12 protein-coding genes and 1 pseudogene are annotated in these 15,342 nt (G+C 72.5%); 4 read left to right on the top strand and 9 right to left on the bottom strand.

Features of this window, described 5'->3' with window-relative positions; translation table 11 throughout:
- The 7 genes from ACFU6K_RS11375 to ACFU6K_RS11345 all read right to left on the bottom strand — a co-directional run.
- Nucleotides 1-1,893 (bottom strand): type I polyketide synthase (locus ACFU6K_RS11375; RefSeq protein WP_380662319.1); only part of this gene is annotated, 1,893 nt, incomplete at its 3' end.
- Complete coding sequence (gene asnB, locus ACFU6K_RS11370; protein ID WP_380662318.1) at nucleotides 1,890-3,884, bottom strand: asparagine synthase (glutamine-hydrolyzing); 1,995 nt, start codon at nucleotides 3,882-3,884, stop codon at nucleotides 1,890-1,892. The genes asnB and ACFU6K_RS11375, both read right to left, overlap by 4 nt.
- A 10-nt stretch (nucleotides 3,885-3,894) precedes the next feature.
- Nucleotides 3,895-4,146 (bottom strand): acyl carrier protein, encoded by a 252-nt coding sequence (locus ACFU6K_RS11365; RefSeq protein WP_380662317.1) that lies wholly within the window; start codon nucleotides 4,144-4,146, stop codon nucleotides 3,895-3,897.
- A gap of 3 nt (nucleotides 4,147-4,149) precedes the next feature.
- The gene (locus ACFU6K_RS11360) at nucleotides 4,150-4,986 is read right to left on the bottom strand and encodes an ACP S-malonyltransferase (RefSeq protein ID WP_380662320.1); all 837 of its coding nucleotides are present in this window, start codon (nucleotides 4,984-4,986) and stop codon (nucleotides 4,150-4,152) included.
- Between the two features lie 70 nt (nucleotides 4,987-5,056).
- The gene (locus ACFU6K_RS11355; RefSeq protein WP_380662316.1) at nucleotides 5,057-5,971 is read right to left on the bottom strand and encodes a LysR family transcriptional regulator; all 915 of its coding nucleotides are present in this window, start codon (nucleotides 5,969-5,971) and stop codon (nucleotides 5,057-5,059) included.
- A gap of 651 nt (nucleotides 5,972-6,622) precedes the next feature.
- Entirely contained in the window at nucleotides 6,623-8,152 is a 1,530-nt protein-coding gene (locus tag ACFU6K_RS11350; protein WP_380662315.1) for an MFS transporter, read from the bottom strand.
- 179 nt (nucleotides 8,153-8,331) lie between these two features.
- Nucleotides 8,332-9,009: a TetR/AcrR family transcriptional regulator gene (locus ACFU6K_RS11345; RefSeq protein ID WP_380662314.1), complete on the bottom strand. Its 678-nt coding sequence runs from the start codon at nucleotides 9,007-9,009 to the stop codon at nucleotides 8,332-8,334.
- Nucleotides 9,010-9,279: 270 nt separating this feature from the next.
- On the opposite strand from ACFU6K_RS11345, the gene ACFU6K_RS11340 reads away from it, so the two are divergent.
- Nucleotides 9,280-10,068, top strand: a complete 789-nt coding sequence (locus ACFU6K_RS11340) for a VOC family protein (protein ID WP_380662313.1) — start codon at nucleotides 9,280-9,282, stop codon at nucleotides 10,066-10,068.
- 42 nt (nucleotides 10,069-10,110) lie between these two features.
- On the opposite strand, the gene ACFU6K_RS11335 is transcribed toward ACFU6K_RS11340, so the two are convergent.
- Entirely contained in the window at nucleotides 10,111-10,569 is a 459-nt protein-coding gene (locus ACFU6K_RS11335) for a hemerythrin domain-containing protein (protein ID WP_380662312.1), read from the bottom strand.
- Nucleotides 10,570-10,746: 177 nt separating this feature from the next.
- A complete protein-coding gene (locus tag ACFU6K_RS11330; RefSeq protein ID WP_380662311.1) occupies nucleotides 10,747-11,343 on the bottom strand; it encodes a TIGR03086 family metal-binding protein in 597 nt (198 codons plus the stop codon).
- 211 nt (nucleotides 11,344-11,554) lie between these two features.
- Here ACFU6K_RS11330 and ACFU6K_RS11325 point away from each other — a divergent pair, with 211 nt between their 5' ends.
- The 3 genes and pseudogenes from ACFU6K_RS11325 to ACFU6K_RS11315 all read left to right on the top strand — a co-directional run.
- The gene (locus ACFU6K_RS11325) at nucleotides 11,555-12,124 is read left to right on the top strand and encodes a DoxX family protein (RefSeq protein ID WP_380662310.1); all 570 of its coding nucleotides are present in this window, start codon (nucleotides 11,555-11,557) and stop codon (nucleotides 12,122-12,124) included.
- Between the two features lie 328 nt (nucleotides 12,125-12,452).
- The gene (locus ACFU6K_RS11320; RefSeq protein ID WP_380662309.1) at nucleotides 12,453-14,786 is read left to right on the top strand and encodes a collagenase; all 2,334 of its coding nucleotides are present in this window, start codon (nucleotides 12,453-12,455) and stop codon (nucleotides 14,784-14,786) included.
- A 290-nt stretch (nucleotides 14,787-15,076) separates the two neighbouring features.
- A pseudogene (locus ACFU6K_RS11315) lies at nucleotides 15,077-15,342 on the top strand (hypothetical protein); the annotation flags it as partial.

Below are 15,342 nucleotides of genomic sequence, written 5' to 3'. Positions count from 1 at the left end.
GCCGACCCGGTGGTCGTCGAGGAAGGGTTCGGCGCCGGTGAACGTCGAGGTGTAGCGCTGCTGCGCCAGGTCGGAGGTGTTGCGGTGGACGAGGGGGTGCAGGTGCCCGGTGGCGGCGGGGGCGACGGGCTCCGGCACGCGGTACCAGTGCCGGTCCCGCGCGAACGGGTAGGTGGGCAGCCGCACCCGCCGGGCGCCGGGGTGGTGCGGCCAGGTCGCGTCCCCGCCCGCCAGCCAGTCGGCGACCGCCGTCATGAGTTCGGGGCCGGCGCCGGCGGGGTTGGCGGCCTCGCCCGCCGGGAGCTCGCCGGACACCAGCGTCCCCAGCGCGGCGACGAGTTGGTCCCGGTCGGCGACGACGAGCGCCGCCCGGAAGGCCAGCGGTTCGCGGCCCACCCGCAGGGTGTGGGCGATGTCGGCCGGCGCCTGGTGCGGCAGCAGCGCGGACTCCGGCGCGAGCAGGTGCTCGCGCAGCAGTCCGGCGAGCACGCGCAGCCGCTCGGGGCCGCGCGCCGACAGCGGGACGACGTACGGGCCCGGCGCGCCGGCCGCGGCGGTACGGGGGTGCGGTTCCTCCGGCAGGCCGTGCGGTTCCTCCAGCAGCACGTGGGCGTTGGTCCCGCCGAACCCGAAGGAGCTGACGCCGGCCCGGCGGGGCGCGCCGTCCACGGCCGGCCAGGGCCGGGTCCCGTCGACGATGTAGAAGGGGCTGCCGGCCAGGTTGATCAGCGGGTTCAGGTTCCGGAAGTTGACGGTCGCGGGCAGCACCCCGGCCGTCATGGCGGCGACGACCTTCACCATGCCCGCCACTCCGGCGGCGGATTCCAGGTGCCCGATGTTGGTCTTGACCGAGCCGATGCCGGTGGTGCCCGGGTCGGGCTCGGTCCCCGCGGCCTCGTGCAGGTTCCGGAAGGCGCGCTTGAGGCCGACGATCTCGATCGGGTCCCCGACCGGGGTGCCCGGCCCGTGCGCCTCGATGTAGCCGACGGTCCCGGGCGCGACGCCGGCCCGGGTGTAGACGTCCTCGATCAGCGCGGCCTGGGCGGTCGGGCTGGTCACGGTCAGCGAGTTGGTCCGGCCGCCGTGGTTGGTGCCGACGCCCTTGATCACCCCGTGGATCGGGTCGCCGTCCGCGATCGCCCGGGCGAGCGGCTTGAGCAGCAGGACCGCCCCGCCCTCGCCCCGGACGAACCCGTCGGCGCCCTCGTCGAAGGCCTGCGCCCGGCCGGTCGGCGAGAGCATGCCGGCCTTGCTGAAGGCCACGAAGTGCTTCGGGGACCAGCACAGGTTGACGCCGCCGGCCAGCGCCAGGTCGCAGTCCCCGTTGTTGAGCGCGGTCACGGCCTCGTAGACGGACACCAGGGAGCTGGAGCAGGCGGTGTCGTTGGTGATGCTCGGGCCGTGGAGGTCGAAGTGGTACGAGAGCCGGTTGGCGACGATCGAGTACGCCGTTCCGGTCGGGAAGTAGGCGTCGGTCGCCACGTCGTCGCGCTCGATGAGTTCGGCGTAGTCGGCGTGGCAGACGCCCATGAAGACCCCGGTGCGGCTGCCCGCGAGCTCGCTCGCCCGGTAGCCCGCGTCCTCGACGGCCTTCCAGGCGAGTTCGAGGGCGAACCGCTGCTGCGGGTCCATCGTCTCGGCCTCGCGCGGGGAGATGGCGAAGAAGGCGGCGTCGAAGCGGTCCGCGTCCTCGATGAACCCGGCCCAGATGCTGTTGGTCCGTTCGCCGCCGTTGCGCGGGTCCCCGAAGTAGCGTTCCTTGGACCACCGTTCGGCGGGGACCTCGGTGATCAGGGAGCGTCCGGCGGCGAGGTGGTCGAAGAGCGTGGCGAGGGTGTCGGCCCCGGGGAAGCGCAGGGCGAGTCCGATGATGGCGGTGCCGTCGGTGGTCACCGGGCCTCCTTGCCGGTCCGGGCGGCGTGGCGCCGGTCCACGGTCACTTTCAGGTCGAGCGCCGGGGCCTGGGGCCCGCCGGTCCGGCCGGCGCCGTCGAGCACGAACCGCCGGTGGAGCACGGCGGTGGTGAGCAGGTAGAGGAAGGCCTGGTCCTCCTTGGTGCTCACGTCCTCGGCGGGCGACGCCATGATCCGGTCCGTCAGGCGGCGGGCGAACCGCTGGTCCAGGAAGTCGAGTTTGCCCAACTCGGCGTCGGACAGGACGAGTTCCAGGTAGTCCGGGCGGTGCTCCTTGAACACCTCGCTGCCCGGGGCGCGGTAGGGCTGCTTGGGGCGGTCCGTGGTCCACCGCGGCAGCTCGGCGCGGAACGCCTTCTTCAGGACGGCCTTCTCGTTCCACCCGTCGTCGAAGCGGAGGTTGACCGAGGAGGCGGCCCGGACCACCGCCGGGTCGAGGAACGGGCAGCGGTTCTCCACGCTGTGCGCCAGGGCGACGCGCTCGCCCTGGGTCGAGAGCAGGAAGCCGGGCAGCAGGGTCTTGTACTCCAGCCACTGGGCTTTCTGCACCGCGGACATGGCCTGGTAGCCGGGTGCCCGGGCGACCAGGTCGAGCAGGTCGGCGAACGGGTCCTCCCGGGAGGCGAGCAGCCGGGCCGCGAACCTGCCGTTCTGGTAGCGCAGTTCGTGGGAGAACAGGCCGGGCAGCCGCTCCGTGGCGAACTGCTGGTACAGGCCGGGCAGATGGCCCTGGTGGGCCGGGCCGAAGTGCGCCAACTCCGGGTGCAGGGTGGCGAGTCCGGCGCGCCGCTCGGCGTCGGTGAGCCCGTGCCAGCGTTCGCGCAGCATGGTCTCGCGGAACAGGGAGTAGCCGAGGAAGGCCTCGTCGGAGCCCTCGCCGCTGAGCACGGTCTTGATGCCGGCGTCGCGGACGTGGCGGGAGAGCAGGAACATCGGGACGAAGGACGTCCGGAAGGCGGGCACCTCGGCGTGGTACACCGCGGACAGGAGGTTGTCGGCGATGTCCGCGCCGGTGACCGGGAGGGCGGAGTGCACGGTGCCCAGGTGCTCGGCGACCAGCAGCTGGCTGTCGGACTCGTCGAAGTTCTTGTCCCGGAAGGCCACCGAGAAGGTGCGGACCTGGTGCCGGGACAGCCGGGTGGCGAGGCTGGTCACCACGGAGGAGTCGAGGCCGCCGCTGAGGTAGACGCCGACCTCCACGTCGGAGCGCAGGCGCAGCTCCACCGCGGTGCGCAGGCTCTCCCGGACGAACGCGACCGCCTCCCGCTCGGTGCCGTCGAAGCCCGGTACGTCGAAGGAGAGTTCCTCGTACGCGCGTGGTGAGCGCCGGTCGCCCCCGGCCTCCAGGTAGCAGCCCATGGGCAGTTGGCGGACGCCGGCGAACGGCGTGCGGTCGGGCAGCGGCGTCCACACCGCGTAGATCGACGCGAGGTCCCGCGGGGAGAGCTCGAAGCGGAAGCCGGGGAACGCGCCGAAGGCCTTCGCCTCGGAGGCGAACAGGAGGGCGCCGCCGTGCTCGGCGTAGTACAGCGGGCGCTTGCCGTACCGGTCGCGGGCCAGGACGAGCCCGCCGGTCGCGGTGTCCCTGATCGCGAGCGCGAAGGGGCCGTTGAAGCGGGCGAAGCAGGCCGGACCCCACTGGATCCAGGCCTGGAGGGCGACTTCGGTGTCGGAGTGGTCGGTGCGGAACGGGCGGCCCAGGCCCTCCAGTTCCGCGCGCAGTTCGACGTGGTTGTAGATCTCGCCGTTGAAGCAGATCCAGTAGCGCTCCGTCGGGTCCGACATCGGCTGGGCGCCGTCGGCGGGATCGACGATCGCCAGCCGGACGGTGCCCATCGCGAGCCCGTCGTCCAGGTAGTAGCCGGCCTGGTCCGGTCCGCGGTGGCGGATGGTCGAGAGCATCGAGGTGACGACCTGGTCCGGTGCTCCGGTCAGTGGTGGGTCCGCGAGGAACCCGGCGATTCCGCACATGGCAGTCCCCCTATTTCCCGGCGAGTTTCTTCTGGACGAATTCATCGATCGCGTTGAGCGATACGAGGACGTTCATGAGGATCTCGTCGCCGTCGAGGGCCAGCGAGAACTCGGACTCCAGGAAGCGCATCATCCTGACGTAGCCGAAGGAGTCGATGACCCCGGCCTTGAACAGGTCGGTGTCCGGGGTGGTCTCGTCGTCGAACTCGAAGAGGAAGCGCTCCTCCAGGTACGTCCGGATCGTGTCCGTCGTCGATGTCATCGTTCAGGCTCCAGACGTTATTTTGTCGACCATGCGGGTGAGGGAGGTGCCCCCGATCTCGGTGAACTCCACGTCGTCGTCCCGGTCGAGGAGACTTCGTACGCAGTCGGTCCAGCGCACCGGGGCGACGAGCTGTTCGGCCAGCAGCCGGGCGGTCTCCTCCGGCCGGTGCGGCCGGGCGGTGACATTGGAGACGACCGGCGTGCGGGGTGCGGCGAACGCGAAGCCGGTGAGGAATTCCGCGAAGCGCACGCGGGCCGGCTCCATGTAGCGGGAGTGGAACGGCGCGCTCACCCTCAGGCGGGCGACCCGGATCCCGTTCTCCTCCAGGCAGTCGACCGCGGCGGCCAGCACGGGGGGAGTGGCCGCGATGACGAGTTGTGACGGGGTGTTCAGGCCGGCGATGTCGACGCCGTCGATCCCGTGGTCGGCGAGGATCTCCAGCAGCCGCTCCTCGGGGGTGTCGAGGACGGCGGCCATGCCCCCGTCGGAGGCCGCGGCCATGAGTTCGCCGCGCCTGGCGACCAGCCGGAGCCCGGTCTCGAAGTCGAACACCCCGGCGGCCAGCAGGGCGTTGTACTCGCCGAGGCTGTGCCCCAGGTAGACGTCCGCCGGGCGGTCCTCCCGGTGGGTGCGCTCGAAACCGTGCAGGGCGTTGACGACGAAGATCGCCGGCTGGGTGTACTCGGTCCGGGAGAGCAGGCCGTCCGGGTCCTCGGTGCACAGGGCGGCGAGGTCGTACCCCAGCAGGTCGGAGGCGAATCCGACCAGCCCTGGGTAGCGTTCGAGGACCTCGGCGCCCATTCCCTTGTGCTGGCTGCCCTGGCCGGCGAAGAGCATGGCGAACACGGCATTCCTCCGACGGGTGTCGCGGGGATGAGGGGGTGTGGCAGGGGGTGCGCGCCCGGTCTCACAGACGGCAGGCCGGGACCACCGACCTGAGCACGTTCAGGACCGCCCGGCCGCGCCGGTCGAGGGCGAGGCCGGGGGCGGCGGCCACGCCGAGCGACGCGGTCGGCGCGTCCCCGGCGAGTTCCACCGAGCGGATCCGGCCGCCGTCCAACGTCGTGGCCCGGTGGGCGCGCTGGTGGACGAGGGCGAACCCGCACCCGGCGGCCACCAGGCCGCGGACGGTCTCCGGCCCGGTGGCGGTGACCACCGGTGGCAGCGGAACGCCGACGTCGGCGAAGAACTTCTCGAAGTGGAGCAGCAGCGGCGGGTCGTCGAGGGCGACGAACGGCCGCTCGGCGAGCTCGGCCAGGCGGACGGGGCCGGCCCGGCCGCACGGGTCCTCGTCCGCGACGAGCGCCCGCACGGGCAGCTCGGCCAGCGGGACGAACCGGGAGCCGCCGCTCAGGAAGTCGTAGGTGACGGCCAGTTCGCACTGCCCTTCCCGGAGCAGGGCCAGCAGCTGGTCGGCCGGCTCCTCCCGGGTGGTCAGCCGCAGGCCCGCGTGGCGTTCCGCGGTGATCCGGTGGGTCTGGGGGAGCAGGAACGGGGCGACCGGGGTGAGGAACCCGACGTCGAGCCGGCCCTCGATGCCGCCGGCCAGCGCGTCCCCCTGCTCCTGGAGGCTCCTGGCCTGTCCCAGCAGCGCGCGGGCGCCGAGGAGCAGGTCCCGCCCGTTCGGGGTGAGGGTGACCCCGCGGGCGTGGTGGCGCAGCAGCAGTTGCACGCCGAGTTGGCGTTCCAGCCGCATGATGGCCGAGGAGACGGTCGATTGCGCGGCTCTGAGCTTCTCGGCCGCTTCCGAGATGTTTCCGAGTTCGGCCGATTCCACGAAATAGCGCAACTGCGTGAGGCTGAAGTCCAGGCGGTCGGTCATTCTTCACGTCCGGAGTGATTTCTCGGTCGGTCGGATCGTGTGGGTGCGGTTCGCGCGCGTTCCGGCCGCTTCAGGTCCGGTGCGGGTTCCACCGGGAGCGTCTGGGCGTACGCGGCGCGGTTCCGGCGCCGGGACAGTGGAACCGTGGCAGGCGGTACCGGTCGTACGTGTGCGATGGCGACATGGCGGGGCTCTTCTCTGGCTTCGGGGAGCGAGGAGAACACTGTCGAGCGGGTATCGCGGAACGCTGTGTGTCATGCGCGTGTCAAGAAAGTAAAAGGCGCAGGCCAAAGGGTTGTGGCCAGGGGTGTGCAGGAAGGTTCAAGGATGCACACGGAACGAAGCGCTTCGCTCACCTTAGGCGACAGGCTGACCGTGGAACAAGGTCGCCCTGGGGCCGGGATGTGAGGAACTCGCGCGCGTATCCGGCGGGCCGGATTCCGCGGGCCGGGCCGTACGGGGGCGTCCGAGGCCGTGCCGTACGGGATCGTCCGGGGTCGGACCGTCCGAGATCCGTCCGAGATCCGTCCGGGGTCGTCCGGGGTCGGATCGTCGGGGGCCGTCCGGGGCCGGAAACGGCGAGCGGCCCGCCCGGTGTCGTGGAGGACACCGGACGGGCCGCGTACTACGCACCCGAGCAACCCCTGCGCGTCAGTGCACCAGCACCGGCACGTCGTTCTCGGCCGCCGTGCCCGCGTCCGAGCCCGCCGAGGCACCCGGCCGGCCGGCGTTGATGAAGGTGAAGGCGACCGCGCCGGCCGCCACCAGGATCCCGAAGGACACCCAGATCGCGGTCGAGAAGCCGTGCACCATGCCCTGGAACTGCAGCGCCTTGGCGGCCTCCGGCGAGGCGGCGGCCGCGGCGGTGGCGTGCGAGGCCAGCCAGCCGGTGGTCGCGCTGGCCGCGATGGTGTTCAGCAGCGCGGTGCCGATGGCGCCGCCGACCTGCTGCGAGGTGTTGACCATCGCCGAGGCCACACCCGCGTCGCGCGGCTGGACGCCGTGCGTGGCGAGGCTCATGGCCGGCATGAACGCGGTGCCCATGCCGAGGCCCATCAGGACGAGGCCGGGCAGGATCAGCGCCGGGTAGGAGGTGTCCAGGCCGATGTGGGTCAGCAGGAACATGCCGGCCGAGGCGACCAGGAAGCCGGGCGCCATCAGGTAGCGGGCCGGGACCCGGGTCATCAGCCGGGCGCCGATCTGGGTCGAGCCGGTGATCATGCCCGCCACCATCGGCAGGAAGGCCACGCCGGTCAGCACCGGGCTGTAGCCGAGCACGATCTGCAGGTAGTAGGTCAGGAAGAGGAACAGACCGAACATGCCGATCACGGCCATGCCCAGCGACAGGTACACCCCGCCGCGGTTGCGGTCGAGCACCACGCGAAGCGGCAGCAGCGGGGCCTTGACCCGGAGCTCCACCAGCACGAAGGCGGCCAGCAGCACGGCGGCCGCGACGAACAGGCCGACGGTGGTGCCGGACGACCAGCCGTCCGACTCGGCGCGGGTGAAGCCGTAGACCAGCGAGACCAGGCCGGTGGTCACCAGCAGCACGCCGGGGACGTCCAGCCGGTTGCGGTTGCGGCCCTCGGCGGGCTCGCGGATCACCATCACGGCGCCCACGGCGGCCACGATGGCGAACGGGATGTTGACGAAGAAGGTCCAGCGCCAGTTCATGTACTCGGTGAGCAGGCCGCCGAGGATCAGACCGATGGCGCCACCGCCACCGGCGATCGCACCGTAGATGCCGAAGGCCTTGGCGCGCTCCCTGGCCTCGGTGAAGGTCACCGCGAGCAGCGACAGCGCGGCCGGCGCGAGCAGCGCGCCGAACACGCCCTGGAGTGCGCGGGCGCCGAGCAGCATCGCGGTGTTGGCCGCGGCGCCGCCGAGCGCGGAGGCGAGGGCGAAGCCGGTCAGGCCGACGATGAACGTCCGCTTGCGGCCCCAGAGGTCCGCGATCCGGCCGCCGAACAGCAGCAGGCCGCCGAAGGCCAGCGCGTAGGCGGTGATCACCCACTGGCGGTTGCCGTCGGAGATGCCCAGGTCCCGCTGTGCGGACGGCAGGGCGATGTTCACGATGGTCGCGTCGAGGACGACCATCAGCTGGGCGAGGCCGATGAATATCAGCGCCTTCCAGCGCCGGGGATCGGGCAGCGTCGCCGGTCGGGCGTCGGTTTGAGGCATGGGGGTACTCACTTCACGGTGCGTGTGGTGTGCGTGAACGGTCGGGTGCCGTGCGGCGGGCACGGCGGGTCGCCGCACCGGGAGGGTGCGGTGGCAGGGCGCGCCGGGGCACGGCGGGGCGCGCCCGGAGGGCTGGTACTGGTCGGTCCGTACTGGCGGGGTCGGTACTGCTGGGTCGGTCAGTTCTGGGGCTGGAAGTCCTCGAAGGTCGCGGCCCGGCCGGGCAGCACCGAAGGAGCCGGTGCGCGCAGGCCGTCCAGGAAGATCTGCAGGTGCCGGTGGACGAAGTCGTCGAGCAGCCGGCAGGCGGTGTTCGGCAGCGGCCGGGTCAGCTGGCTCATCGCGATGAACAGGTCACCGTGGTCGACGTCCGACCGCAGCTCGCCCGCGGCCCGGGCACGCTCCATCAGCCCGCCCACGGCGGCCTGCAGGCGCTCCCGGATCTCGGCCAACTCCGGGTCGTACGGGTCGACATGGTTGCTGAACAGGGTGCACAGACCGCCGACCTTCTCCCCGACGGACGCGTGCGCGAACCGCTGGAGGGCGTCGAACGGCCCACTGCCGTCAGGAGCGTCCGCCTCCGCCGTCGCCGTCTCGGCGAGGGCCAGGATGCGGTTCTTGACGAGCACCGCCACCTCGCGGATCAGCGCCACCCGGTCCGGGAAGTTCCGGTACAGCGTGGCGTTGCCGACCCCCGCCCGCTTCGCGATCTCGTCCAGCGGCGCGTCCGCACCGTGCTCGACGAACGCGTCCCGGGCCGCCAGCACGATCCGCTCCCGGTTCCGGCTCGCGTCCGCACGCAACTTCGGCGTACGTACGCTCCCCGCGGGACGGACCGACTCGGCGGTGGTGGTCACGACGACTGCTCCTCATCAGGATACCGGGGAAACTCTCCCCGCTTCTTCCAACGTACTCGGAAACGGGGAATCCGTCCCCGGAATTTCCCCTCGTGATGTGACCTGCATCACATGTAGGGCCTCTGACTCCTTCGGCTGGGTGCGCTGATCCCGGGCATGGCTTCCCCGGGGTGTCCCGGGCGGCGCCCTAGGCTGTGGGCGTCCCGGGCGGCCGGTGGGCCGTGGGAGTCGGGAGGGGCCCGGTGGCCGGGTGGGCGGAGGAGGTTCGCGATGGGCAGCGGTGAGACGGTCGCCCGGGTGCGCTGTGTGGCGGCCGTGCCGTGCTGGGTGAGCCTGATGGCCCCGGACCTGGAGGACGCGAAGAAGTTCTACGGGCCGCTGCTCGGCTGGGAGTTCGAGCCCGGGCCGGACCGCTTCGGGCCGTACGTGCACGCGGTGACCGGCGGGGAGGCGGTGGCCGGGCTGGGCGTCGCCGGTGTCGGGGCGGTCCCGCTCGCGTGGACCAGCTACTTCGGGACGGAGAGCGCCGACGCCGCCGCCGACGCGGTGCGGGAGCGCGGCGCGACCCTGGCGGTCGGCCCGCTGGCCTTCGACGCCGGGCGGGTGGCCTTCGCGGCGGACCCGGCGGGCGCGGTGTTCGGCATCTGGGAGGGCCCGCCGGGTCGGGCCCGGAAGCTGGACCTGCCCGGGGCACCGGTCTGGATCGAGCTGCGCACCCCGGACCCGTTCGCGGCGGCGCTGTTCTACGGCGAGGTGTTCCGCTGGGACGGCCGCGACCCGGAGCGCTTCGACGTCCGCTGGGAGCACGACCGGGTGGTGCTGCGCGCCGAGGGCCACAGCGTCGCGGCGCTGGCCAAGGAGCAGGCCGGCGGCCCGGCCGGGATGCCGCCGCACTGGGAGGTGTCCTTCGCCGTCCCGGACACGGACCGGGCGGTGGCCCGGGCCGTGGAGCTGGGCGGCGGGGCGCTCGGGCCGGCCTTCGACTCCCCGTACGGGCGGGTGGCCCGGCTGCGGGACCGCGAGGGCGCCCGGTTCGCGGTGATCAGCCCGAAGGGCTGAGCGGGTCCGGAGCGGGGGTCGGCGGGTCGGCGGGTCGGCTGATCAACCCGGGGCGTCCAGTTCGGCCCGCTCCGCCCGCAGCCGGTCGCCCAGCGCGGTGCGGGCGGCCGCGGGCAGGGCCTTGCGGGCCGCCGGGAACAGCTGCTCCTCCTCGCCGCGCAGGTGCCGCCGCAGGGTTTCGGCGAGGCCGCGCAACAGGGTGTCGAAGGCCGGCTCGGCCGGGCCGAGCCCCTGGAGGTCGGCGAGGTACTGCCCGATCGCCAGGTGGTCGTGGATGCTGCGGAAGACCAGTGCCCCGCCGTCGGGCACGTCGTGCTGCACCACCGGGAAGAGGTGCTCCTCCTCGGCGGCGCAGTGGGTGAAGAGGAGGTCGGTCAGCCGGGCCACCAGCTCGCCGCGCCCGGGGTCGCCGGCCGGTGCGGCCTCGATCCGGTCGAGCAGCTCGGTGGCCGCCCGGTGGTCGGCGGTGAACTCGCCGAGGATGTCAGGCCTGCGGCTCATGGCCCGCCCGCCTCTCGCACGGAAGACTTCCCCCGCTGCCTTCCAGTATCCGGCGCCAGGCCGCCCGCCCGGAGGCGCGCGCCGTTCGCCCCCCGTCGTGCCCGTCTGCCCCCCGTCGTACCTGCGCACCCCCCGTCGTGCCCGCTCACCCCCCGTCGAGCCGGCCGGCCCGCCCGCTCACCCCCCGTCCCGCCGCCCGGTGAGGGCGAGCAGCCGGGTCTGCGGGCCGGCGTCCTCGGGCACCGGCAGCGGCGGGTCGAAGAGCCCGCTGCCGGAGAGGTCCCCGTACCCGGCGAACTCGCCGAGCGCGAACCCGACGAGCTCGTCCGGGAGCCGGGTGCGCCGTCCGATGCCCTCGGCGAGGTCCCAGGAGTGGATCACCAGGTCGGTGGTGAGCTGGTCCAGGTAGTACTGCCCCGAGGTGTCCCCGAAGGAGAGGTGGACGGTCAGCTCGGTGGCGCCCGGGACGGCCCAGGCCTCCCGGGCGGCCTCGGCGGCGTCGGTCCAGGCGGTGACCGGGTCGTCGCCGAGCACGTCGCCGTCGAAGCGCTCGCCGACCTCGCCGATGGTGGCGCCCATCAGCAGCTCGGGCACCCAGAGCTGCTCGCCGGTGAGGTGGTTGACCAGGTCGCGGACGGACCAGTCGCTGCACGGGGTGGGGGAGTCCCACTGGCCGGGGGTGATCAGCCGGACGCGCTCGCCGAAGGCGTCCAGCGCCTCGGGGTACGGGGTGCCGGTGCGGGGCTCCCGTCGGTGCTGCCTGTGGTGGGCCATGTCTCCACCCTCTCCGGCCGGGGCGGGGCCCGCGAGTCGCCGACGGCCCGTCAGTTGTTCAAATTCGAACTTCGGGGTACGGTCGGTGGAGCGGCGGTTCAAATTTGAACAATGGCGCCGGGTGACGATCCCTGCCTGCCGCACCACCACAACCCTTGACCGCGTCCGGCTGCGCCGGACGACGACCGAACCCCGATCGATGGAGACGCGCATGCCGAGCAGCAGCCCGAGCACGACCGCCGCCACCACCACCGTCAGCCCGACCCGGGACGCCTCCGGGTCCGCGACGACCTCCCCGCACGCCTATGACGCCGGACTCCTGCTCCTGCGCCTGGCCCTCGGCCTGACCATGGCCGCGCACGGCAGCCAGAAGCTGTTCGGCTGGTTCGGCGGCGGCGGGATCGACGGCACCGGTCAGTTCTTCACCATGAGCGGCTACCCGGCCGGCAACGCCATGGCCGTGGTGGCCGGCCTCACCGAGACGCTGGGCGGACTCGCCCTCGCCGTCGGCCTGCTGACCCCGCTGGCGGGCGCCGCGATCGTCGGCACGATGGTCAACGCGATAGCCGTCACCTGGGGCGGCGGCTTCTTCGCCCCGAAGGGCAGCGAGTACGAGCTGCTGCTGACCGCCGGTGCCGCCGCGCTCGCCCTGACCGGCCCCGGCCGCTACGCCGTGGACCGCTTCCTGCCGGTGCTGCGGGCGCACCGCCTGGCGTACGGCGCGGCCGCGGTCGTGGTCGGCCTGGTGACGGCGGGCGTGATCCTGCTGCTCCGCAAGTAGCCGGAATCCGCGGGTCCGCGGGTCCGAGGGGCCGCCGATCCGCCGATCTTCGGATCCGCTGATCCGCGGGCGTGAAGGGCATGGTGACGACAACGTCGCCATGCCCTTCCGCTTCTCCGGATGGGTAGGGCTCGGGTAAAGGTCTTCACAATGATGTGTGATGTGTGCAATATTACATGGCACATCCCCACCGTTTCCACGACGGACCCGCCCCACGGGTCCCGTCGCGGACGGTCCTCGCTCCCCCGTAGGCCGCGCCCCACATCGCGGCCGATGACGGCCCGGAGGCCCCCACGTGAATGGCCAGCGCTTACTGCGACTCCCGCGGTTGGCACGACTGTTGACGCTCGTCCTGTCCCTGTTCCTGGCGGTCGGCCTGTTCGCCCCGCTCAGCCAGGCCGCCCCCGCCGGACCCACCCCCGCCGGACCCACCCCCGGCGGAACGACCCCCGACGGCAGGCCCACCGGCACGCCCGCAGGCACGGCGCCCGCCCACCTGGCGCCGCCGCCCGCGATCGGCGAGAGCCGCGCCGACACCCCCCCGGCGAAGCCGGACGGCCGCAAGCGCCTCAGCCCCGAGGACCTGGTGCCCCAGTCGCCGACGGCCCCGCTCACCGGCCTGCCGACGGCCGAGCAGCCGCAGGCCGAGGCCTTCGGCCTCGGTTCGGCGGCCCAACAGGCCTGCAACGTCGGCGACTTCACCAGTCGGACCGGCAGCGCGCTGGTCCAGCAGATCAAGTCCGTCGACCTCCAGTGCGTCAACTCGCTGTTCAAGATCGGCCGCGGCGACGCCGCCAACGCCTTCCGCGAGTCGCAGATGGTCACCGTGGCGAACGCGGTGCGCGACGCCGCCACCGGCTACCAGGGCAACGACAGCGGCGCCATCGCGGAGCTGATGCTCTACCTCCAGGCCGGCTACTTCACGCAGTTCTACAACCCCGACGTGGTGGGCCCCTACGGCAGCGGCCTGAAGGACGCCTCCCGCGCCGCACTGGACGCGTTCTTCGCCAACCCCCGTTCGCGGGACGTCACCGCGGACAACGCGAGCCCGCTGGCCCGCGCGGCCACCCTGATCGACAGCATCAAGGACAGCGCCCGCTACCTTCCCGCCGTCAAGCGCCTGCTGTCCGACTACGACAGCGCCACCTGGAACCCGACCGGCCTGGTCTACGCGCTGACCCCGGCGCTCACCGCGCTGTTCGCCGGCCACTGGGAGGCCGACTTCCTCCCCGCCGTCAAGGCCGACCCGAGCGTGCTGGACACCCTGTTCACCTTCGTCTCCCGCAACCAGGGCCTGCACGGCGGCACCTACGGGCGGATGGTCTACGAGGCCACCAACGAGCTGACCCGCTTCCTGCAGTACCCGGACCTGCTGCCCAGGCTGCGCCCCTACGCGCGGGCCCTGGCCCAGCAGTCCGCCCCGACCGGCCCCACGATGTACCAGCGCGGCTCGGTGACGCTCGCGGTGAACTGGTGGGACAAGGGCAACTGCTCGTACTACGGCACCTGTGACGACCCGGCGACGTTCAAGGCCGCCAACCTGACGGTGAAGCACAGCTGCAGCCCGAGCATCGTCATCCTGGCCCAGGCGCTGGATGCCACCCAGCTGAACACCGCCTGCACCAGCCTGAACGGCCAGGACGCGTTCTTCCACGCGGTGGCCAAGGACGGCGGCCCGGTCAAGGACGACAACAACAGGACGATCGAGGTCGTGGCCTTCCACTCCTCGCTCGACTACCAGGTGCTCGCCGCGGTCATCTACGACATCAACACCAACAACGGCGGCATGTACCTGGAGGGCGACCCGGCGGCGGTCGGCAACCAGCCGCGCTTCCTCTGCTACGAGGCCGAGTGGGCCCGTCCGTCCTTCGAGATCTGGAACCTCAACCACGAGTACACCCACTACCTCGACGGCCGGTTCAACGTGTACGGCGACTACGACGCCGGCCAGGTCCAGCCGATCGACTGGTGGGTCGAGGGCTTCGCGGAGTACGTCTCCTACTCGTACCGCAAGGTCGTCAACGACGGTGCCATCGCGGTCGCCCCGCAGCACGCCTACCGGCTGAGCGAGCTGTTCGACACCGTCTACGCCACCAGCAGCCAGGACCGGGTCTACCGCTGGGGCTACCTGGCCGTGCGCTACATGCTGGAGCAGCACCGCTCGGACCTGGACGCGGTCCTCGCCAAGTACCGCGCCGGTGACTGGGACGGTGCCCGCACCATCCTGAAGACCACCATCGGCACCCGCTACGACGCCGACTTCGACAGCTGGCTGACCGCGTGCGCCGCCGGCGCCTGCGCCGCCGACACGCCGGGCCAGCCGCAGCTGCCGGAGTGCGCGGGCACCGACGCCCGGCTGCTGGCGGCCAACTGCGTGCGCGGCAACGTCGCGGCCACCACGGGCAACTACGCGCACTTCTACCTCCTGGTGCCGGCCGGCACCAAGCAGATCAAGGTCACCAGCAAGGGCGGCACCGGCAACGGCGACCTCTACTACAACCCGACGAGCTGGGCGTACACCAACGCGTACGTCACGCGCTCGGCGGGTCCGGACAACGCGGAGACGCTGACCGTCACCGACCCGCCGGTCGGTGGCTACGTCTTCTTCAGCCTCTACGCCCAGCAGGGCTTCAGCGGGGTGAGCGTCACGAGCGAGATGTGAGCCGACCCCGGCGAACCCCGGACAGGTAACCGCCCCGGGCGGAGCGCTACGGCGCCCCGTCCGGGGCGGGTCTGTTGACGGGCCATCAGCACGGTCCCTCCGTGAATTCACCGCAAACCGCGCACAACGCCCCGGGTTCCCAAGGCCATGTGAGATGTGCCATGGTACATGTCACACCCCCCACCGTGCCCGACGGAACCGCCCCCACGCGGCGCCGTCACCAACGGTCCTCGACACCCCCCACCGGCCGCGCCCCAAGTCGCGGTCGACGACGGCCCGGAGGCCCCCACGTGAGTCCTTCACGTCTGCTGCGACTCCCGCAGCTGGCACGATTGCTGACGCTCGTCCTGTCCCTGTTCCTGGCGGTCGGCCTGTTCGCCCCGCAGTCCCAGGCCGCCCCCGCCACCCCCGCCCCCGGCGGCTCGCCCGCGCCCGTCCCCACCGGGCCGGCTCCGCAGCCCGCCACCGGTGCGGCCGAACGAGCCGACAGCGGGCAGCAGTTGGCCTCGGTCGACCAGCGCGCCCCGCTCCCGGTCGACACCCGGCCGGCCGAGGT

Source organism: Kitasatospora sp. NPDC057512 (assembly GCF_042802135.1).
In the GTDB taxonomy this organism is placed as follows: Bacteria; Actinomycetota; Actinomycetes; order Streptomycetales; family Streptomycetaceae; genus Kitasatospora.
This window is presented reverse-complemented; position numbering and strand designations above follow the sequence as displayed.